The organism is Kitasatospora sp. MAP5-34 (assembly GCF_029894335.1).
Taxonomy (GTDB): domain Bacteria; phylum Actinomycetota; class Actinomycetes; order Streptomycetales; family Streptomycetaceae; genus Kitasatospora.
On record NZ_JARXZC010000003.1, the window covers coordinates 324,543 to 343,578 of the forward strand.

General features: G+C 71.6%; 17 protein-coding genes and 1 pseudogene. 6 read left to right on the forward strand and 12 right to left on the reverse strand.

Features of this window, described 5'->3' with window-relative positions:
* Nucleotides 1-5: 5 nt before the first annotated feature.
* The 5 genes from P3T29_RS05090 to P3T29_RS05110 form a co-directional block, all read right to left on the reverse strand.
* Nucleotides 6-1,223 (reverse strand): beta-ketoacyl-[acyl-carrier-protein] synthase family protein, encoded by a 1,218-nt coding sequence (locus P3T29_RS05090; RefSeq protein WP_280715050.1) that lies wholly within the window; start codon nucleotides 1,221-1,223, stop codon nucleotides 6-8.
* Nucleotides 1,220-1,567: an acyl carrier protein gene (locus tag P3T29_RS05095; protein ID WP_280715051.1), complete on the reverse strand. Its 348-nt coding sequence runs from the start codon at nucleotides 1,565-1,567 to the stop codon at nucleotides 1,220-1,222. Before P3T29_RS05095 ends, P3T29_RS05090 begins: the two co-directional genes overlap by 4 nt.
* Nucleotides 1,542-3,041, reverse strand: coding sequence for a cytochrome P450 (locus P3T29_RS05100; RefSeq protein WP_280715052.1), 1,500 nt, complete (start codon nucleotides 3,039-3,041; stop codon nucleotides 1,542-1,544). The genes P3T29_RS05095 and P3T29_RS05100 overlap by 26 nt, the downstream gene beginning before the upstream one ends.
* Nucleotides 3,042-3,270: 229 nt before the next feature.
* A complete protein-coding gene (locus P3T29_RS05105) occupies nucleotides 3,271-4,872 on the reverse strand; it encodes a terpene cyclase/mutase family protein (protein ID WP_280715053.1) in 1,602 nt (533 codons plus the stop codon).
* Between the two features lie 124 nt (nucleotides 4,873-4,996).
* The gene (locus tag P3T29_RS05110) at nucleotides 4,997-5,479 is read right to left on the reverse strand and encodes an NUDIX domain-containing protein (RefSeq protein WP_280715054.1); all 483 of its coding nucleotides are present in this window, start codon (nucleotides 5,477-5,479) and stop codon (nucleotides 4,997-4,999) included.
* A gap of 262 nt (nucleotides 5,480-5,741) precedes the next feature.
* Here P3T29_RS05110 and P3T29_RS05115 point away from each other — a divergent pair, with 262 nt between their 5' ends.
* The 4 genes from P3T29_RS05115 to P3T29_RS05130 all read left to right on the forward strand — a co-directional run bounded on the left by P3T29_RS05115 (nucleotide 5,742) and on the right by P3T29_RS05130 (nucleotide 8,954).
* Nucleotides 5,742-6,986: a cytochrome P450 gene (locus P3T29_RS05115; protein ID WP_280715055.1), complete on the forward strand. Its 1,245-nt coding sequence runs from the start codon at nucleotides 5,742-5,744 to the stop codon at nucleotides 6,984-6,986.
* 918 nt (nucleotides 6,987-7,904) lie between these two features.
* Nucleotides 7,905-8,186 carry a metal-sensitive transcriptional regulator gene (locus tag P3T29_RS05120; RefSeq protein WP_348532791.1) on the forward strand — a complete coding sequence of 94 codons (282 nt, stop codon included), beginning with the start codon at nucleotides 7,905-7,907 and terminating at the stop codon, nucleotides 8,184-8,186.
* 243 nt (nucleotides 8,187-8,429) lie between these two features.
* Nucleotides 8,430-8,633, forward strand: coding sequence for a cold-shock protein (locus P3T29_RS05125; protein WP_063350360.1), 204 nt, complete (start codon nucleotides 8,430-8,432; stop codon nucleotides 8,631-8,633).
* 105 nt (nucleotides 8,634-8,738) lie between these two features.
* Nucleotides 8,739-8,954, forward strand: coding sequence for a hypothetical protein (locus P3T29_RS05130; protein ID WP_280715057.1), 216 nt, complete (start codon nucleotides 8,739-8,741; stop codon nucleotides 8,952-8,954).
* A 148-nt stretch (nucleotides 8,955-9,102) separates the two neighbouring features.
* On the opposite strand, the pseudogene P3T29_RS05135 reads toward P3T29_RS05130, so the two are convergent.
* Nucleotides 9,103-9,240, reverse strand: a pseudogene (locus P3T29_RS05135) (RNA-guided endonuclease TnpB family protein); the annotation flags it as partial.
* Between the two features lie 84 nt (nucleotides 9,241-9,324).
* On the opposite strand from P3T29_RS05135, the gene P3T29_RS05140 reads away from it, so the two are divergent.
* Nucleotides 9,325-9,759, forward strand: a complete 435-nt coding sequence (locus P3T29_RS05140; RefSeq protein ID WP_280715058.1) for a hypothetical protein — start codon at nucleotides 9,325-9,327, stop codon at nucleotides 9,757-9,759.
* A 387-nt stretch (nucleotides 9,760-10,146) separates the two neighbouring features.
* Here P3T29_RS05140 and P3T29_RS05145 read toward each other — a convergent pair whose 3' ends face one another.
* The gene (locus tag P3T29_RS05145) at nucleotides 10,147-10,374 is read right to left on the reverse strand and encodes a hypothetical protein (protein WP_280715059.1); all 228 of its coding nucleotides are present in this window, start codon (nucleotides 10,372-10,374) and stop codon (nucleotides 10,147-10,149) included.
* Nucleotides 10,375-10,741: 367 nt separating this feature from the next.
* Between P3T29_RS05145 and P3T29_RS05150 the strand changes: the two genes are divergently transcribed.
* Nucleotides 10,742-10,945, forward strand: coding sequence for a cold-shock protein (locus tag P3T29_RS05150; protein WP_034090357.1), 204 nt, complete (start codon nucleotides 10,742-10,744; stop codon nucleotides 10,943-10,945).
* 155 nt (nucleotides 10,946-11,100) lie between these two features.
* On the opposite strand, the gene P3T29_RS05155 is transcribed toward P3T29_RS05150, so the two are convergent.
* The 5 genes from P3T29_RS05155 to P3T29_RS05175 all read right to left on the reverse strand — a co-directional run bounded on the left by P3T29_RS05155 (nucleotide 11,101) and on the right by P3T29_RS05175 (nucleotide 18,852).
* Nucleotides 11,101-12,936: a cholesterol oxidase substrate-binding domain-containing protein gene (locus P3T29_RS05155; RefSeq protein ID WP_280715060.1), complete on the reverse strand. Its 1,836-nt coding sequence runs from the start codon at nucleotides 12,934-12,936 to the stop codon at nucleotides 11,101-11,103.
* Between the two features lie 155 nt (nucleotides 12,937-13,091).
* Nucleotides 13,092-13,673 carry a TetR/AcrR family transcriptional regulator gene (locus P3T29_RS05160; RefSeq protein ID WP_280715061.1) on the reverse strand — a complete coding sequence of 194 codons (582 nt, stop codon included), beginning with the start codon at nucleotides 13,671-13,673 and terminating at the stop codon, nucleotides 13,092-13,094.
* The gene (locus P3T29_RS05165) at nucleotides 13,670-15,133 is read right to left on the reverse strand and encodes an MFS transporter (protein ID WP_280715062.1); all 1,464 of its coding nucleotides are present in this window, start codon (nucleotides 15,131-15,133) and stop codon (nucleotides 13,670-13,672) included. The genes P3T29_RS05160 and P3T29_RS05165 overlap by 4 nt, the downstream gene beginning before the upstream one ends.
* A gap of 459 nt (nucleotides 15,134-15,592) precedes the next feature.
* The gene (locus P3T29_RS05170; RefSeq protein ID WP_280715063.1) at nucleotides 15,593-16,267 is read right to left on the reverse strand and encodes a response regulator; all 675 of its coding nucleotides are present in this window, start codon (nucleotides 16,265-16,267) and stop codon (nucleotides 15,593-15,595) included.
* On the reverse strand, nucleotides 16,264-18,852 hold the full coding sequence (locus tag P3T29_RS05175) for an ATP-binding protein (protein WP_280715064.1): 2,589 nt from the start codon (nucleotides 18,850-18,852) through the stop codon (nucleotides 16,264-16,266). Before P3T29_RS05175 ends, P3T29_RS05170 begins: the two co-directional genes overlap by 4 nt.
* Between the last annotated feature and the right edge of the window lie 184 nt (nucleotides 18,853-19,036).

A 19,036-nucleotide genomic window follows, 5' to 3' on the forward strand; every position in this document is an offset into this window, starting at 1 on the left:
TTCGGTCAGGCCTGGGCGACGGCGAGGACGGTGTTCTGCCCACCGAAGCCGGCGGACAGCGACACGGCGAGCGGAATCGGACCCGGGCGGCACTCGGTGGGTACGTCCAGCTCGATGTCGGGGGCGAGGGTCACCAGATTGGCGGTGGGTGGTGCGAGACCACCCTCCACCGCCAGCACCGAGAACACCGCCTCCACCGCACCCGCCGCGCCCAGCAGATGGCCGGTCACCGCCTTGGTGGAGGTCACCGAGGGCCGGTGCGGGAACAGCCCGGCCAGCACGGCGGCCTCGACCCGGTCGCCGAGCGGCGTACCCGTGCCGTGGGCGTTGACGTGCGCCACGTCGGCGGGCGCCGCGCCGGAGTCGGCCAGCGCCGCGCGGAGGGCGGCGTCCAGGCCGGCTCCGTCCGGGCGGGGTTTCACCACGTGGTGGGCGTCGGAGGAGGACCCGTGCCCCAGGATTCGGGCCCGGACCCGCGCGCCCCGCGCGCGGGCGTCGGACACCCGCTCGAGGATCAGGACGCCCGCACCCTCGCCGATGACGAAGCCGTCACGATCAACGTCGAACGGCCGCAGTCCGCCTGACGGATCATCAAATCGATGGGACATCGCGTGCAGCCGATCGAACCCGGCGACGTAGTACGGGGTGATCGGGGCGTCGGCCCCGCCCGCGACGGCGATGTCGCAGCGGCCGAGCCGCAGCAGGTCAACCGCCGCGCCGACAGCGGTCGCCCCCGAGGCACAGGCGGTGTTGACGGTGAACGAGACGCCCGTCGCGCCGAGTTCGATCGAGAGCTGCGCGGTCAACGAGTTGGCGATCGAGCTGGGGACGGACATCGGGGAGAGGTTCTGCGCACCGTCGGCAAGCAGTACGCGGTGCTCGGCCTCATGCGTCAACCCCCCGGCCAGCCCTGACCCGAGGACGACGGCGACTCGTGCGCCGTCCCAACTCGAGGACTCCAGGCTGGAATCGGCCAGCGCGTCGAACGCGGCCAGCAGGGCCAGCTCCGTGCACCGGTCGGGCCTGCGGGCTCGGGCGCGCCCGAGCCGGGACGGTTCGAATCCCGGTACCCGGCAGGCGAGATGGGTCGGGTACGACTGCGACTGCGGCACCAGGTCGGCCGTGGGCACGCCCTTGCAGACCCGCTCCCAACTCGCGGCCCAGCCGTCCCCCGCCGGGGTCATCAGGCCGACGCCGGTGACACAGACCTCGGGCAGGCTCAACGGGACGCCACCAGCGACCGTCCGACCAACTCGGCGATCTCGCCGAGAGTCGCCGCGTCGTGGACCTCCTCCTCGGTGATCGCCACCCCGTGCTCCCGCCGCAGCACGAGCACCAACTCCGCGACGGCCAACGAGTCGAGCCCCGCCTCCTCGCGCATCATCCCGGGCGTCAGCTGCTCCTCGTCGAGGCCGATGGAGAGCAGGACGCCCTTCAGTTCGTCGAACACCGCTTCGTCGGACGTCGCCTTGCCCGCAGCGACCGCCTCGGTGGCAGCGGTGACTGCGGCTGTTTCGGGTGTTTCGGGTGCTCCGGTCGCCTCAGCGGGCGTCGCCTGGAATGACATGGTCGTACTCCGATTCATCTTCGTGGTCGCTTACGACTGCGGGCGGCTCCGGCAGCTCCCGCCGGGGCCGGGGAGTCCGCTCTCGTACCGACACCCGGATCTCACCGATAGTCAGCGAGAAGGTCGGCACCGGCTCGACCGGCTCCGGGGAGACCGGGCACAGCGCCCAGCGCGCGACCACCGAGGCCAGGGCGATGGTCAGTTGCGTCCAGGCGAAGCCCTCCCCCAGGCAGCCGTGTGCGCCGAGGCCGAACGGCAGGAAGGCCTCCCGGGTGACGCCGCCCGGCCGGTCCGGGGACCACCGCTCCGGATCGCAGCGCTCGGGGTCGGGGAAGAGCGCGGGGTCGCGCTGGAGCGCGTAGTAGGAGAACATCACCACTCCACCGGCCGGGATGCGGTAGCCCCCGAGTTCGGTGTCGGCCGTGGCCGCGCGCGAGATCAGGTAGCCGGGTGGGTAGAGCCGAAGGGCCTCGTGCAGCACCATCCGGGTGTACGGAAGCCGGGCGATGTTCTCGAACAGCGCTGTCCTGCCGCATAGTTCACCGTCCACCTCGCGCTCCACCCGCTGCCGGACCTCCGGGTTGCGGGTGAGCAGGTAGACCGCCCAGGAGAGCGTGCGGGACACCGACTCGGTACCGGCGACCAGGAAGGACATCGCCTCGTCGTGGACCTGCTGGTCGGCCATCCGCTCACCGGTGTCGGCGTCCTGTGCCTCCAGCAGCATCGACAGCAGATCCCGTCCGGCCCCGCCGGAAGCCCCACTGACAGCCCCACCGGCAGCCGCTCCGGTGTTCCTGGCGCGCTGAGTGGCCCGGCGCTCGGCGATGATCCCGCCGAGCAGGGCGTTCAGGCCGTCCATGCTGCGCCGGAAGCGCCGGTTGAGACCGGTCGGCAGCCTGGCGAGCAGCCCGGTCGGGTCGAGTCCCCGGCTTCCGGCCCAGGCCATCAACTGCGGTAGTGCGGCGACGATCTCGTCCACGCCGCGCTGGTCCACGCCGGTGGAGAAGAGGCAGCGGACCGCGATCTCGGTGGCCAGTTCGCTGAACTCGTGGTCCAGGTCGAGCACCGAACCGCTCCGCCAGCCGCTGACCCTGGCCTCGGTGAGGGTACTCATGACCTCGGCGTACTCGCGGATCCGGTCGTGGTGGAAGGCGGGCAGGATGAGCCTGCGCTGGCGCCGGTGGAACGCGCCGTCGGTGGCGAGCAGGCCGTTCCCGATGATCCGTTTCATCACCCGGAACTGCGGGCTGAGCCCGAACTCGCCCGCCCGCTTGGTGAGTACCTCGCGCACCAGGGCCGGGTCGTTGACGACGTACGCCCGCCCCGACCCCAGCCTGACAGCGACGACCTCACCGTGATCGCGCAAGGATTCGAGGAACGCCAGTCGTCCCCAAAGGAGTTGACGCGCGTGACCGACCAGCGGCAGAGCTCCCGGAGCCGTCACGGGCACGGAGCACCCAGTGCTTTCGAGCACGGTCGACCGATCCTTCCGAGATGCCGGCTGATGGTGGGCCGACGAGTCTGTGATCCGGTCCCGCCGTGAACGGACCGATGCAACCCCGGTCACCGGTCCGGCCGCAAGCCGAGAAGCCCGGACGACTCCAACGGGTGAATACCGTCACCCGCACAGGCGACGCTCACGCCGGTCCGTGCCCGGCTCCTGCTCCCTCGTCAGGCGCCCCCGGTCCGCCCTCCCCCTGAGGTCACCATCCGCCCGGACGGCCCGGCCCGACCGCGTGGGCCAGCGCGAGCAGCACGCAGACGTCGGCCAGCGCCGGGACGTCGTACAGCAGTGGCCGTGGACCGGCCTGGTCGGGTCTGCTGACGTAGCCGCCGCCGTACTGCTCGCAGCGCACCAGGTGGTCCAGCGCCCGGTGCCGCGCGGGGGCGTGCGCCCGGCTGCGGCTGAGCGCGATCACGGCGTAGGCCGTGCTGATCGGGTCGCTGGGGTCGCCGGGTTGATGCCCCCAACCGCCGTCCCCGTTCTGGACCCCGGCCAGGTACTCGGCCGCCCCCTGCTTCACCGCGACCGCAGCGCGGCGCAACTCCGGTTCTGTGCCCGGGTGGACGGTGTCGCAGGCCAGTGTGACCCGGAAGACGGCGTTGCTGAAGTTGCGGCTCCAGCTGCGTTCGAGGATGCCGCCACCTTGAGCGCTCCGACCGTCTCGACCAGTGATGAACGCGAGCCCCTGGTCGGCGGCGGCACGGTGTGCGGGGTTGGGGGCCAGCGCATTGACGGCGGCCGCCGTTATGGCGATCTCGGACTGCGTGCCGCGCGCGAAGGTCGGGAAGCCGCCGTCGGGGTTGCGCTGCGCCAACAGGTACCGCTCGGCGGCGGTGATCGTCCGGCGGTGCCGGTCAGGAGCGACGGCGCGGAGGAACTCGATGCCGTACGAGGCGTCGTCGACGTCGCTCTGCGCCACGCCCACGGTGAAGCCGAAGCCGCCGTCGGGGTTCTGCCGGGCGGCGAGCCCGTCCGACATGACGGCCAGCAGGGGTGCGGGGTGGGTGGTTCCGGCGAGCGCCGACCCGGCGATGGCGGTGGCGAAGACGTCCATCCCGGTGATGAACGGCAGGCCGCCGTCCGGGCGCAGCGCCGCGACGACCCCGGTCAACGCCCGTAGGACGGCGGGCCGGTGGGCCGGATGCTTGCGCAGGGCGAGCAGTCCGAGCAGCCGTGCGAGGTGGTTGCCCTCCCAGAGCGGGCCCGGCCGGACGGCCGGGGCGAGCGCCGCCCAGTCCTGCTCGGTGACCGCGCCCGGGTCGCCGGTGCCGAACGCGGCCATCACCTTCAGCGCTCTCATCTCCAGCTGGAGCCAGCTCTGTTGACCGTCGGCCCGGAAGGCGTCGAGCGAGGCGCACGGGAAGTCGGCGGCGCCGAGCTCGGCCAGCAGGGTCTGGAACATCAGGCGCTTGCGGGCGGCGGTGAAGTGTTCGAAGGGAGCCAGCGCCCGCACCACGAAGGAGTCACCCGGCACGCCGTCACCGAGTGCGGCCCGGCCCAGCGCGACCTGGATCGCGTCCGGCGGACGGATGTCGAGGGTGGTCTTCAGGAAACGGACCAGCCGGTCGCGCGCCTCGGAAGCAGCCTGCTCGGCGGTGAGCAGCGCCAGCAGCAGGGCCGACTCCAGGACGCGGCTCTCACAGGGCGCGGACACCAGTCCGTCGGGACCAACCCGCTCGGCCACCCGCCGGGCCAGCCGGTCACGACAGCGCAGAACTCCGTCCCGCTGCGCGCCGATCCGTCCGGGTCCGAATCCTCCGAATCCGGAGAAGGGCAGCGTTGAGGAGGTGGTCGTGGTCATCGATGTCTTCCCTGTCTTCCGTTAGGACGAAGCTTTCGTCGAACGCGCCTGCCAACGTGCCGAGCACCCGGCGGTCGAGCACCCATCCACCCGGAACCCGGTGGTCGCCGGGCCACGCGGTCGCTCAGCCCAGCAACCGCACAAGGGCCTGCCGACCGGCGGGGACGAACGGGTGCAGCAGTCCGTCCAGGACGTCCTGCGCCGGGACCAGTCCGTACCAGGCGACCTCGGCCGGGTCGGGGAGTACCGGTCCGGTGAGGCGGGCACGATGGACGGCGAGCCAGCACGGGCCGGCCGGGGAGTCGTGGCGGGTGCGGAACACCTCGTGCAGGGCCGGCCTGACTCCGAGCTCCTCGTCCAACTCGCGGGCTGCTGCAGCCCGGTAACTCTCCCCGGCTCGCACCGATCCACCGATCAGCACGTCGTAGTGGCCGCCGAAGACGGCAGCGCGAGCCGGCCTGCGGTAGACCAGGACCCTGCCCTCCCGGTCGCCGCAGACCGTCGCTGCCACCCGGTAGTACAGGCCCAGCCCCGCAGCCTCTCCGCGCGGCCCCCGACCGGCCGGCCGGTCCTCCGCGTCCACGAAATCGACCGTCTCCGGCACCATCCTGTCGACCACCTCAAGCCTCACCCGAGCCTGCCGGCGAAGATCGAATATCACTCAGAGCATCGAATAGCATACGCTCCGCAATGTCAAAGCTTCGGCGGACGCCCGGACCGAGCAGGAGAGCCGAATGACCACGGCAGCCCCCCACTTCACCGTCCCGTTGCCGAATTCCGGCGCCGATACACCTCCTGGCGCTCCTCCTCACCTGCCTCCCGAACTGGGCGAAAGCCGAGTAGCGGACTGGCAGGCCTCCGGGCAGGAGATGATCGCCCTGCTCACCGAGGCCCGCGAGCTGGGACCGATCAGCCGGTTCCGGCTCGGCTCGCGGCAGACCGTTCTGGTCACCGGTCCGGAGCAGGTACAGCACATCCTGGCCCAGCATCCCGACCGGTACGTCAAGCGCTCCCACCGCGCCCGGCTGCTCCTTGGCGACGGGGTGATCTCCGCCTCCGGGGACGCCTGGAAGAACCAACGCCGCCTGTTGCAGGCCCAGTTCACCGCAACCGGGGTCCGTCGCCACGAGCACCGGATCGCCGGGGCCGCGCGGCGCACCGCCGACCGCTGGGCCGAGAAGGCCCGTACCGGCGAACTGACCGACGTCGGGGAGGACATGCAGTTCTTCGCCCTCGACACCATCTGGCGCTGCCTCACCGGCCACCCGCTGGACGCGGTCACCCACCGCGAACTCTCGTCGATCGAAGCGGTGGTGGCCGCCCTGCCGACAGCGGCCGCCGCACCGGACGGCGGACCGGACGCGATGGCCGCCGACCTGGCCCGGATCGACGCCACCGCCGAGCGCACCATCGCAGCCGCCCGTGAGGAGGCCGCCGAGCGGCCCGCCGAGGAGGCCCTCCCGGACGGCGCTCCGCTGCTGCAGCTCCTGCTGGAGACGGCCAGGACCCGGCCGGAGTACACCGACCGCCTCATCCGGGACGAACTCGTCACCGTGCTGGCCGCCGGGCACGAGACCACGGCGAAGACCCTCTCCTGGCTGTTCCTCCTGCTGGACCGGCACCCGGAGGCCCGCGAGTGGGTGGCCGCCGCCGACCGTCCGGGCTCACCCGTCGGCCGCAAGGAGGCGATCCACGCCCTGGTCAGCGAGACACTCCGGCTCTACCCGGCGGTGTGGCTGATCCCCCGCCACGCGCCCGAGGACGACCTCGTCGACGGCTACCTGATCGAGGCGGGCAGCGATGTCCTGGTCTGCCCGTACCTGACCCACCGCGACCCCGAACTCTGGCCCGATCCCGAGCACTTCGATCCGGAGCGGTTCCTCACAGCCGGTCGCCGACCGGTCCGGCCCGGCGCGTACTACCCCTTCGGGGTCGGCGCCCGCGCCTGTCTCGGCTTGCAGTTCGCGATGCGCGAGATGGCCGTACTGCTCGACCTGCTGCTCCCGGCCTACCGGCCCGCTTTCCGGAGCACCCCGGCCGCCACCGTCTTCGGGGCCAACCTGCGCCCGGACGGCTCCATGCCGGCCCGCATCCAGGCCGTCCCGCCGTCGTAGACCGTTTCGTAGACCGTCTCGTAGACCGCAGCCGCCGGACGCGCTCGGCCCGGCGGCTGCCCGGAGCCCCCACAGCGCACACCCTGGATTGCCGGTCGACCGGGTGCCCAGGCCAGGCCAAGCCAGGAGCCAGGCGTTCGGGGGTGGCGGGCCTGGGCAGGATGCCGGCTTAGTTCCACCCGACGTCGCGCCCGCGACCCCCCGCGCCGGCAGCAGCGAACCTGCCGCCCAAGGCGGCGACGTGGCTGCCGGAGATCCGGGGCGGGTTCTCCTGGATGACACCGGGGTCGCCGGGGTCGCCGAGATCGGTCCGGGTCGTGGAAAGCCCCCCTCTGGTGCTGAGCTGCGCGGTGGGGATCGGCCCAGCTACCCTTCCACAAAGGGAGTTGGCGGTATTTCCGGAAGCGGACATGGGGAACTCCATACCGGTTAGGGGTATCTCAGGATCTCGCAGCGAACATAGCACCGGGTCGATTTCGGCGGCGCCGACCGCAAACCGGCTATTGATACCCACCGGGGGTATCAATAGCCGATCACCCACGAGCTGTTCGCGGAAGCAGCGACCCACCGCTTCACCCGCACCGAAGCGGGCTCACCTCGGACGTTCCCACCGGCACTCGTCGCCTCCGCCCCAGGCCCGGACGTCACCGAGAAGTACGCCCCGGAGCCGCCAGCGGCATCCTCCTCGACACAGCAGATCACCGGTCACTCCGTCACCTCGCAGCCCCGATCGCCGTCCGACCCCGCACCCGGCCCGGCCGCAGCGCGGCCGCAAGCCGTGTTCCCGGATACCGCCCCCGGGTAAAGTGGTCTTCGCAGACCCGGGAACAACCGCCGGAGCGGTCAAGCGATCCGCCGGCCCTCGCCGCCCGGGCGACAGCCACGAAGGCCACGAAGGGTATGGGAGTGGAGAGGACCATGGTCAGCTACACCAACAACAAGGACGACGTCCTCAAGCGCCTGCGCCGGATCGAGGGCCAGATCCGTGGGCTCCAGCGGATGGTCGAGAGCGACACCTACTGCATCGACGTACTGACCCAGGTCTCCGCCAGCACCCGCGCCCTCCAGTCCTTCGCCCTGCAGCTCCTGGAGGAGCACCTCGCGACCTGCGTCAGCCGCGCGGTCGCCGAGGGCGGCGACGAGGCGGCGCTGAAGCTGAAGGAAGCCAACGACGCCATCGCCCGCCTGGTCCGCTCCTGAGCACCCCGCCCTTGTCTCCCTCTTGACGCGGATCGTCGCCGACGATCCCCCCGTTCCGGGTCGCGCCCTGCTACAGTCGATGTCAGTTGCAGTTGTGGTTCCCATACTTTTGTGTGCGCCTGCTGGTTGTAACCAACAGGCGCATTTCTGTTTTCCCAGGGTCTCCCCGGGTGGGTCATCATCGCGGCGACGCGAAACTCGCGAAGTGCGGGTTTCGGACAGCCCCTCGAAGGAGAGATTCTTATGGCTACTGGCACCGTGAAGTGGTTCAACGCGGAAAAGGGCTTCGGCTTCATCGAGCAGGAGGACGGCGGCGCTGACGTGTTCGCCCACTACTCGAACATCAACGCTCAGGGCTTCCGTGAGCTGCTTGAGGGCCAGAAGGTCGAGTTCGACGTCACGCAGGGCCAGAAGGGCCCGCAGGCGGAGAACATTCGCCCGCTGTAATTTCTGAGAGCTGGGGCCCGCACCGTGCATTCGCACAGTGCGGGCCCTTTGCCGTTGCGGGACACTGGGTACACGTACCGGTACGCCTACGCCGAGGAGGCCCTCGTGCCCGTCGACCCGACCGACCCCGAAACGTTCGAGACCGACGACGATCAGGCCCCCGACCCCGAGGCCTCGGAGGCCGACCTCGCCGAACAGCACACCGGCCTCACCCCCACCCACGACGACCCGCTCACCGACCTCGACCCCACCGCCGCCGACCCCGCCGACGTCACCGAACAGTCCCGCGTGGTCGAACTCGACGAGGACGACTACCGGTAACGGCGGGAACACGGCAGCGCGATAACAACCAGTGATCATCCGATTGTCACTCTTGCCCCTTATCGGAGTGTTTCAGCCCCGGAGTCTCACCGCCTGAGTTTCAACCCCGGGAACTCCGGGAACTCCGAATTCTGAGATCCGGCGGGCCCTTCGAGACGTGCCGGTAGGCATCACGCCGCTCCTGCAACGCACCGTTGTACAACGAGCAGTGGTCCCGCAGCATCTCACCGAGGGCCTGGGCCTGACCGACGATGGGCCGCATGACGAACTTGCACGCACGGATCATCACGGCCCACCCCCTTCGTGGCTGACGTTCGATCAACATGCCACACACCACTGACAATGCGCACGGTGCTCCGGCGCTACGCGCGTGGTGCAGCGGGACGGGGAGAACGCGATCACGCTCTCCCCCGGCGCGAACGGGCACCTGGACGTGGCCACCCTGGAGAGGATCACCGCCTGCGGGCCCGCCGGCGACGGGCGCACCGATGGCGGGCTCGTGGGTCCGGCCGACACCCTGCTGCTCCAGCTCGAAGTGCCGCTGCCCACGGTGCCGGCCGCAGCCCGGGCAGGACGTGAAGCCGGGGCACTCGTCGTGCTGAACGCGGCTCGGCTGCCGGAAGCCGCCGAGTCGGGGGGTCCGGTGCTGCGCTGGGTGGACGTACTGGTCGTCAACGAGACCGAGGCGGTCGGCCTGCTGGAGCCCTCGGGCCGCCCTTGGACCGGGCGGCGGATCGGGCGGCGGACCGGGACTGGATCGCGCACGCGCAGCAGCTCCGCCGACTCGGCCCCGCGACGGTCGTGATCACCCTCGGGGCAGCGGGCGCGGTCGCCGTCGACGCCGAACGCGCCTGCCGGGAACCGGCATTCAGGGTTGCGGCGGTGGACACCGTGGGCGCGGGAGACTCATTCTGCGCGCAGTTGACCGTGGCCCTCGGCGCGGGGCGCCCGCCGCCGGAGGCCGTACGCCGGGCGTGCGCCGCCGGAGCGCTGGCGGCGACCCGATCCGGCGCGCAGGCTTCGCTGCCGACAGGCACGGCGGTCGACGGGCGCGGCGGTCGACGGGCGCGGCGGTCGACGATCTCCTTGAACGTGAGACGCCAGAACCAGCACGAACGGGCTCGCCCGCAGCGGTGGTGCGCTGCGGGCGAGCCCGTTCGTCCGGCGGGGGCCGGGTGCGACCCCGGGCTCGTCAGAGCTTGAAGAGCTTGGTGTAGGGCGAGATCACGCGGACCTGGCGGCCACCGAAGTCGACGAGTACCGCGATGTCACCGGCGCCCTCGACACCGATGGTCCGGCCGAGGCCGTGCACGTCGTGCGAGACGCGGTCGCCCACGGCGAAGTGCTTCAGGGGTGGCGGGACCGGCGTTTTGAAGGGGCTGGTGGGCAGGGGACGCCGGGCCGCGGCTGATTTCATCATCAGGACCAGTATGCGCCCGAAACGACTGACGCCAGCCATACGCGGTGGTAACGGATTTGAATGGCCATCGGAATATCTGTCTGATGCACGGACGGCAGCCGAAGGGCACCCCTACAGACTGTGACCTCCGGCACCAGGTGACGGGCGACACACTCGATCGTGGCTTGCTCCTCCCGTTTTGGCTCGCAGCCTGCTACAGTCGGTGTCAGTTGCAGTTGTGGTTCCCATGAACTTTTGTGTGCGCCTGCTGGTTGTGACCATCAGGCGCATTTCTGTTTCCCCGGGTCTCTCGGGGCGGGTCATCATTGCGGCTAAGCGAAGCCCGTGAAATGCGGGTTTTGGACAGCCCCTTGAAGGAGAAATTTTTATGGCTACTGGCACCGTGAAGTGGTTCAACGCGGAAAAGGGCTTTGGCTTCATCGAGCAGGACGGTGGCGGCGCTGACGTCTTCGCCCACTACTCGAACATCAACGCCCAGGGCTTCCGCGAGCTGCTCGAGGGCCAGAAGGTCGAGTTCGACGTCACGCAGGGCCAGAAGGGCCCGCAGGCCGAGAACATTCGCCCGCTCTGATTTGTAGCACCGCTGCCCGGGTCTGACCCGGACCGCATCTGAAGGGCCCGTACCGTGTTCGCACGGTACGGGCCCTTCGCCTTTTCCCCGCCGGCAGCCCCGGCCGCCGGCCCGGGTGCCACTGGGCTACCGGGGCTGGCGGCCGGTCGACTGCCCTACCGGAGCAGGCCGTCGAGGAAGGCGTTGCCGAAGACTCGGTGCGGGTCGTAGCGGTCGAGGACGGCGACGGCCTCGTCCCAGCCCGGGCCGCCGCCGGCCCGGAGGGCGTCGGGGATGGTGTGACCCAGGATGTCGGGATCGGCCCAGGCGGCGTCGGCGGTGTAGGCCCAGCCCTTGGACCACTCGACCCGCAGGCCGGCCCGGGTGCCGTCGCAGAGGCCCAGCAGGTACTGCTCGATCTCGCGGCAGAACGCGTGCAGGCCAGGGGTACTCGGGAGGGTGAGGATGTCCAGCCAGATGGCGGTGTCCCACTCCGGCCGGTCCGCCCGTGGCCGGAGGGCGGAGAGCAGCGGCGGAAGGGCGCCCGTGACCCCGGAGGCGGCCGGGTCGTCCAGGCCGGTGACCCGGATCTCGACCGCGCCGTTCATCGGGAACTCGCCACGGGCCTGGTACTCCGCCAGCAGCCCCTGGTAGAAGGTCGTGAACTGGTTGACCACCCACTGGATGTCGGCCCGGCGGGCGAGGATCGCGTACCCGTTGGCCGTCACCCGCAGGGTGGTGGGCCGGACGTACTGGAGCAGGTTGCGGGAGGCGCCCCACAGGTCGGAGCTCAGGCCGCCGCCCAGCAGGTGGGCGAGCGCGTCCCCGCTCAGCAGGTTGCGCAGCAGGCTGCCGGAGAGCAGCAGGTCGGTGAGGTCCCCGGTGAGGCCGATGGTGGTGATCAGGTACTGGAGTTGGCCGAAGGTCGGCGCCAGGCCCCAGGACCCGCCGACGAGTTGGCCGGCCAGTTCGGCGAGCGGCTGCGGGATGTTGTCGGAGAACGGGTAGTTGTACGGCTCGGTGACCTGGTGGCCGAACAACGGCTGCCCCGGGGTGACCTCCCAGGTCTTCAGCCAGGGGTTGGCGGTGAAGGCGAACCAGATCGCCTCGGCCCGGCCCGTCCGGCTCACGAAGTCGGCGAGGGTCTGCCCCCCTGGGGTGCCGGGCGCGGCGAACAGGTCGGCGGCCGGGATGTCGACCCGGCTGACGCAGCGCAGGTTCTGGTCCGCACCGACCCGGAGCACCACCTCGGTGAGGAAGGCCCGGCCCAGGTGGACCAGGAAGGCGGCGCTGTCGGCCTCGGAGCGGTCGAAGGTGCGGAGCACGTAGTGGCCCGCTGTGCCGTCCCAGACCACGGCGGTGAGCGAGGTGACCTGGTTGCTCAGCGTGCCGAAGCCGTGACCGGGCGGCGGCGTCTCGCCGACGGCGGGGACGGCGGTGCCGTGACCGCCGATGGCGAGCGCACCGCCCACGCTGAGATCCCCGGGCGCCGGGCAGGCCGCGACGCCGAGACCGCGATCCGCCAGGAAGGCGAGCAGCGCCTCCATCGACGTGCCGGTCTGCACCCGCACACTGGAGCTGTCGGCGAGCGAGACGGCGGTGAGGTGGGCGGTGGTGTCGACCAGCAGCACCTGGGCCGAGGCCGGTGTGGCGTCCGCAACGGTGAGCGGCGCCCAGCCGTGCCGGTGACCCTGCGCGCGCAGTCGCCAGCCGTTGGCGTTGGCCCAGTCCGCGAGGTCGGCGACCTGCTGCGGGGTGCTGGGAGCGCACGTCCAGAGTGCGTCGGTACGGATCTCACCGGCCCAGTTCTCGTACACCTGCTGGTACGGCGCGATCCCGGACGGCAGCGCGGGCGGCGCCACGCCGACCGCCTGGGCGCTGTCCGGCCCGATGGCACCCCGCAGGATCCAGGCCGCCCCGCCCAGCGCGGCGGAGGCGGCCAGCATGCCCCGCCGCGTCATCCCGCCCGTGCCGCCCCCGCCGGTAGTTCCGACTGCCCGTTCGTCCGTCATGTCCCCGCCCCCACCTGCCGTGCCGTCAGTTCCGTCGTACCGGGCACGACCCTAGGGCAGCGAACGGACGACCGGGGGTCGAACTGATCAACGCCACCCGATCGGGTGACGCCGCCCACCATCTGCCGGTCGGTCCAAGAGCCTCCGCTCCAGGTTCAGCCGCGCGGCAGGGTTCCGCCGAGCAGGTCGCGGACCAGGACCAGCAGTTCGTCCGGGTCGGCTTCACCCAGTCGGTCGAAGGCACCGCTGCCGCGTCCGAGCATCACGCCGACGAAGGCTGCCACCGCGACCTCGGCCCGGAGCTGCGGGCGGTCCAGGCCGACCCGGGTGAAGTGCTCGCGCAGGGGGCCGACCAGGCGGCTGTGGAGTTGGGTACGGGCGGCCTCCTGGACCACCGGGTCGTCGTACGGCTGCACTGTCACCCGGAAGGCGGGCCCGGGGCCGCGTCGCAGGACGCCGTCGAGCAGCGTCCGCAGCCGGTCCTCGTCCAGCAGGTCGGCCGGTGGATCGGCACCGAACTCGGCGTTCATGGCGGCGATGTAGAGCTGCGTCTTGCCGCCGTAGTAGCGGGCGATCAGGGTGGGGTCGACGCCGGCGCGTTCGCCGATCTCGCGGGTGGTGGTGCGGTCGAAACCGCGCTCGGTGAACAGCTCCACCGCCGCCCGCAGCAGCAGCTCGCGGCTGCGAGACGCGTCCCGGCGCCGGGCGGCAGGCTCCGCCGGACGGTCGGGGGTCACCCGGTCACCTTCGTCACCTTCACCGTGCTCTGCCGCACAACCGACTCCTCGTCCACGCCCGGCCGTACGGCGGTGCGCCGCCGTGGCAGGACGATCGTAACCACCGTGGCGACCACCCACACCGCACAGCCGATCAGCGCGGCGGTCCCGTAGCCGGCACCGGACGGGAGCAGCCTGCCCGGCGCGGTGTGGGCCTGCAACACCGCCGCGCTCAGCGCGCTGCCGGTGGAGTAACCGACGTAGCGCAGCACCTGGTTGAAGCCGATGGCACTGCCGGTCTCCCCCGCCGGGACGGCCCCGACGATCAGTCCGGGCATCACAGCGAAGGTGCAGCCGACGCCGAGCCCGGCGATCCCCATCACGACGAACAGCTCCCACAGGCTGCCGCGCGCGCAGGCGAAGCCGAGCAGGGCCAGCAGCGAGACGACGCAGCCGATCGGCAGCACCAGGGCCGCGGAGGTACGTCGGGCCAGCACCGGCACGACCTTGCTGGCCGCGACGCTGGCGATCGAGAACGGCAGCAGGACCAGGCCGGTGACGACGATGGAGGCACCGAAGCCGTACCCGGCCGCGACCGGGGTCTGCACGAACCGCGTCACCAGGGATATCAGCAGGTAGATCGCCACTCCGGCGACCAGCCCGGCCACGTCGGCGGTCAGCACGACCGGGTTCCGGGCCAGCCGGAGGTCCACCAAGGGGTGGGCGGTGCGCAGCTCGTGGACCGTCCACCAGGCGAGCAGCAGGACGGACGTCGCCGCCAGGGCGAGCAGCCCGGGTGACGTCCAGCCCCAGGCCTCACCCTCGCTGAGGACCAGCAGCAGCCCGGCGAGCGCGGCGCCGAGCAGCACCGCGCCGAGCGCGTCGAGCGGGCTGGGCGCGCGGTCGGTGGTCGGCGGAAGCACCACCGCCGCTGCGACGAGGGCGAGGGCGGCGATCAGGGCGCCGAACCAGAACCCGGCATGCACGCCCAGGGACTGCGAGATCAGCCCGGTGAGCGGGTAGCCGAGACCGACACCGGCCACGGTCGTGATCGAGAGCAGAGCCACGGCGGAGTGCGAGCGTCCGACGGGGACGGTGTCGCGGGCGGTGGCGATGGCGAGCGGGGTGAGCCCGAGGCCGACGCCCTGCAGTGCGCGGCCCGCCACCAGCCAGCCGAAGCCGAGCGGGAGCGCGGCCAGCACGCTGCCGAGCAGGACGACGGCGGCGCCACCGAGGATCACCGCCCGCCGCCGGGGCCCGTCACCGAGCCGTCCCATCGCGGGGGTGGCGACCGCGCCGACCAGCAGCGTGACGGTCAGCGACCACTGCGCGCTGGAGAGGGAGACGTGGTCGAGAGCGGCGATGGTCGGGACCAGCGGTGCGCCGAGGCTGCTGATCACTGCCACCACCATGCCGAGGAACACCAGCACCGGCACCAGCGCCCGCTGCCGCCACTGCGGCCGGTCCGTCCAGCTCTCCACGGATCCCCCAGGCATATGTCATCAGCTGATGTCTTCAGCTGATGACAGCATAAGCGTGAGAGTGCGGATGTCCAGCACGGAAGGGGGGCGCCTCGGGTGGTGCGTGGGCGCATGGTGCGGGCCTCGGGCGGTGCGGGGGCGCGCGGCGCGGGTGCCCTGCCGGTCGTACCGGAACCCCGTCCCCCACGACGGGCTCGTCTCCCCGGTACACGACTGTGGCCAGTTCACCCGCCGCAGTGCCGCGCGTCCCCCTCCCTCTTTCACCTGGCCGCCGACGGTCTTCGTCGGCGTCGGGACGGTCCGCGACTCCCCCACGGAGCGGAACCGTCTCCTCGTCCATGACGCTATGCCCCGGAAGATCGGTCCCGGCGCTCCCTGACGGGCCCTTGGCGCGAACGGCATCGATCTTGACGCGCTCCACACGCCCCCGCCCGCAAGCCCCCACACCCCCAGGTCAGGTCAGGGCTGGTAGCGGTACCCGATCCCCGGCTCGGTGACCAGGTACCGGGGCCGGGCCGGGTTGGGCTCCAACTTGCGGCGCAGCCCGGCGAAGTAGACCCGCAGGTAGTTGCCGCGTTCCTCCTGGTCCGGGCCCCAGACCTCGCGCAGGATCTGCCGGCCCGGGACGAGCCGCCCCGGGGTCGCCACCAGGAGCGTGAGGATCTTCCACTCGGTCGGGGTGAGCCGTACCAGCCCGGCCGGACCGGTCACGGTGGTCGCCGCGACGTCGATCTCGTACGCGCCGACCGTGACCCGGGGCACCGGCTGTCCCACCGGCGGGCGGCGCAGCACCGCGCGCAGCCGGGCGAACAGTTCGTCCATCGAGAAGGGTTTGGTGAGGTAGTCGTCGGCTCCGGCGTCGAGCGCGCGGACCTTGTCGGCCGAGCTCTCGCGCCCGGAGAGGACGATGATCGGCACCGGGCTCCAGGCCCGCAGGCCCCGGATGATGTCGATGCCGTCGAGGTCGGGCAGCCCGAGGTCGAGCAGCACGGCGTCCGGAGTGGTTTGGCCCGCCGAGTCCAGGGCCGCCTGGCCGGTCGCGGCGGTGAGGACGGAGTAGTGCCGGGCATGCAGGTTGATCTTCAACGCGCGTAGCAGTTGCGGTTCGTCGTCGACCACCAGTATGTGGCTCACTCCACGGCCCCCTCGGCCAGCTCGGACTCTGCCGCCTCAAACCCTGCTGCCCCGAGCCCCGCTGCCCCGGGCCGGACGGCCGCCGGCAGGGTGAGCAGCATGGTGGTGCCGCCGCCCGGGGTGTCCTCGACCTCCAGCGAGCCGCCCATCGCCTCGGCGAGGCCGCGCGAGAGCGCGAGGCCGAGGCCGACGCCGGTGGTGTTGTCGGTGTCGCCGAGGCGCTGGAAGGGCAGGAAGACGCGGTCCCGGTCCTCGGGGGCGATGCCGGGGCCCCGGTCGATGACCCGGATCTCGACCCGGTCCTGGTGGCTGCTGGCGGCGACCAGGACGGGTGCGCCGGGGGCGTTGTAGCGCAGCGCGTTGGTGATGACGTTGGCCAGTACGCGTTCCAGCAGCGGCGGGTCGGCGAGCACGGCCGGGGCGGTTTCGAGGTCGAGCGGCTGGACGGGGGCGTCCGGGTCGGCGAGCGAGTCCAGGGCGCGCGGCAGCACCTCGTCGAGGTGGGTCTCGGCCAGGTGCAGGGTGAGCGCCCCGGCCTGCAGGCGGCTCATGTCGAGCAGGTTGTCGACCAGGCCGGTCAGCTTGACGAGCGACTCGTCGGCGGTGGCGAGCAGTTCGGCCTGGTCCTCCGGGGAGAACTCGACGTCGGGGCTGCGCAGCGAGCCGACCGAGGCCCGGGCGGCCGCGAGCGGCGTACGGAGGTCGTGGCTGACGGCGGCGAGCAGCGCGGTCCGCATCCGGTCGGCGGCCTTTATCGGCTCGACCTCGGCGGCGACGGTGGCGAGCCGGTCACGCTCGAGGGCGGCGGCGATGTGGGCGGCGAACGCGGCCAGTACGCGCTGGTCGGCGGCGGGCAGCCGACGGCCCGTCAGGACGAGCAACGCGTCCGTACCGGCCGGGACTTCGGTGACCTCGCGCTCGCCGCTCGACTCCACCCCGGAGTCGCTGCGGGCGAGCACCTCGCCACCGGTCCGGGCCAGCAGGGCGACGGACTCCATGCCGAAGGCCGTACGGGACTTGTCCAGCAGCGCGGGCAGTGCGTCGGCCCCCCGCAGCACGCTGCCCGCGAGGGTGGAGATGGTCTCGGCCTCGGCGGTGGCGCGGGCGGCCCGGGCGGTCTGCCTGGTGGCGCGGTCGACCACGGTGGAGACGGTGAGCGCGACGGCCGCGAAGACCACCAGGGCGATCACGTTGTTGGTCTCGCCGATCGTGAAGCTGTGGACGGGCGGGATGAAGTAGTAGTTCAGCAGCAGCGAGGCGATCAGCGAGGCCATCAGCGCGGAGAACGCCCCGCCGAGCAACGCCACCGCCACCACCCCGAGTTGGAAGATCAGCGCCACGGCGGTGAGGTTCACGGAGTGCAGCTGGGAGAGCACTGCGGTGAGGAAGGCGGGCAGGACGAGTCCCGAGGTGAAGCCCGCGATCGTACGCCGCTTGGAGTGCCGGCGCCCGAGCGAGGGCAGTCGGCCCCGCCCGGTGAACTCGTGGGTGACCATGTGGACGTCGATGTCCTCGGACGCGTCGACGGTCGTCTCGCCGATGCCGGGGCCGGTCAGGAAGCGGTTGATCCGGCCGCGCCTGCTGGTGCCGAGCACCAGCTGGGTGGCGTCGTGCGCGCGGGCGAAGGCGAGCAGCGCGGTCGGGATGTCGTCGCCGATCACCACGTGGTAGCTGCCGCCCAGCGTCTCCACCAACTGCCGCTGCTCGGCCAGGTTTCCGGGGGACGCCCCGGCCAGACCGTCGCTGCGGGTGATGTGGACGGCGAGCAGCTCGCCACCGGCCGTCCGGTCCGCGATCCGGGCGGCCCGGCGGACCAGGGTCTCGCCCTCGGGGCCGCCGGTGAGCGCGACCACCACGCGCTCGCGGGTCTCCCAGACCCGGTCGATGTTGTGGGTGGCCCGGTAGTCCCGCAGGCCCTCGTCCACCCGTCCCGCGACCCAGAGCAGGGCGAGTTCGCGCAGCGCGGTCAGGTTGCCGACGCGGAAGTAGTTGGAGAGCGCGGCATCCACCTTCTCGGCCTTGTAGACGTTGCCGTGGGCCATCCGCCGGCGCAGCGCCTGCGGGGCCATGTCGACCAGTTCGAGCTGGTCGGCCTTGCGGACGACCTCGTCGGGCACGGTCTCGCGCTGCGGGATGCCGGTGATCTTCTGGACGACGTCGTTCAACGACTCCAGGTGCTGGATGTTGACGGTGGTGATGACGTCGATGCCCGCCGCCAGCAGCTCCTCGATGTCCTGCCAGCGCTTGGCGTGCCTGCCACCGGGGATGTTGGTGTGGGCGAGTTCGTCCACCAGCGCGACCGAGGGCCTGCGGGCGAGCAGCGCGTCGAGGTCCATCTCCTTGAAGTCGGTCCCCCGGTAGGTCCGGGTGAGCCTCGGGATGACGTCGAGACCCTCGAGCATGTTCTCGGTGTGGACGCGCCCGTGGCACTCGATGTAGCCGACCGCCACCTCCGCCCCGCGCTCCTGTCTGCGCCGGGCCTCGTCGAGCATCCGGTACGTCTTGCCGACGCCGGGAGCCGAACCGAGGTACACCCTCAGCCGGCCACGGCGGGTCAGGGAGCCGGGGGTGAGGTCGCGAGACATGGGCGCTGCTCTTTCCTGCGAGGGCGGCGGGTAGGACCGTTGCTTCTCTGCTCAGCATCGGTGCGGTGCGTGGTGTTCCGCTATGCGGAACGAAAACGTGGGCGACCGGCCCGGGTACGGGGTGTGCTCCCCCCGTACCCGGGCCGGTCTGTTCACTCGGCGAGCCGAAGTGACACGGCGGGTG

What these genes read in the sequence shown, in the direction of transcription:
- P3T29_RS05095 (WP_280715051.1), bottom strand. Translation starts at nt 1,567, where the DNA reads ATGTCATTCCAGGCGACGCCCGCTGAGGCGACCGGAGCACCCGAAACA.
- P3T29_RS05105 (WP_280715053.1), bottom strand. Translation starts at nt 4,872, where the DNA reads ATGACCACGACCACCTCCTCAACGCTGCCCTTCTCCGGATTCGGAGGA.
- P3T29_RS05110 (WP_280715054.1), bottom strand. Translation starts at nt 5,479, where the DNA reads ATGGTGCCGGAGACGGTCGATTTCGTGGACGCGGAGGACCGGCCGGCC.
- P3T29_RS05115 (WP_280715055.1), top strand. Translation starts at nt 5,742, where the DNA reads ATGATCGCCCTGCTCACCGAGGCCCGCGAGCTGGGACCGATCAGCCGG.
- P3T29_RS05120 (WP_348532791.1), top strand. Translation starts at nt 7,905, where the DNA reads ATGGTCAGCTACACCAACAACAAGGACGACGTCCTCAAGCGCCTGCGC.
- P3T29_RS05125 (WP_063350360.1), top strand. Translation starts at nt 8,430, where the DNA reads ATGGCTACTGGCACCGTGAAGTGGTTCAACGCGGAAAAGGGCTTCGGC.
- P3T29_RS05145 (WP_280715059.1), bottom strand. Translation starts at nt 10,374, where the DNA reads ATGATGAAATCAGCCGCGGCCCGGCGTCCCCTGCCCACCAGCCCCTTC.
- P3T29_RS05150 (WP_034090357.1), top strand. Translation starts at nt 10,742, where the DNA reads ATGGCTACTGGCACCGTGAAGTGGTTCAACGCGGAAAAGGGCTTTGGC.
- P3T29_RS05155 (WP_280715060.1), bottom strand. Translation starts at nt 12,936, where the DNA reads ATGACGGACGAACGGGCAGTCGGAACTACCGGCGGGGGCGGCACGGGC.
- P3T29_RS05175 (WP_280715064.1), bottom strand. Translation starts at nt 18,852, where the DNA reads ATGTCTCGCGACCTCACCCCCGGCTCCCTGACCCGCCGTGGCCGGCTG.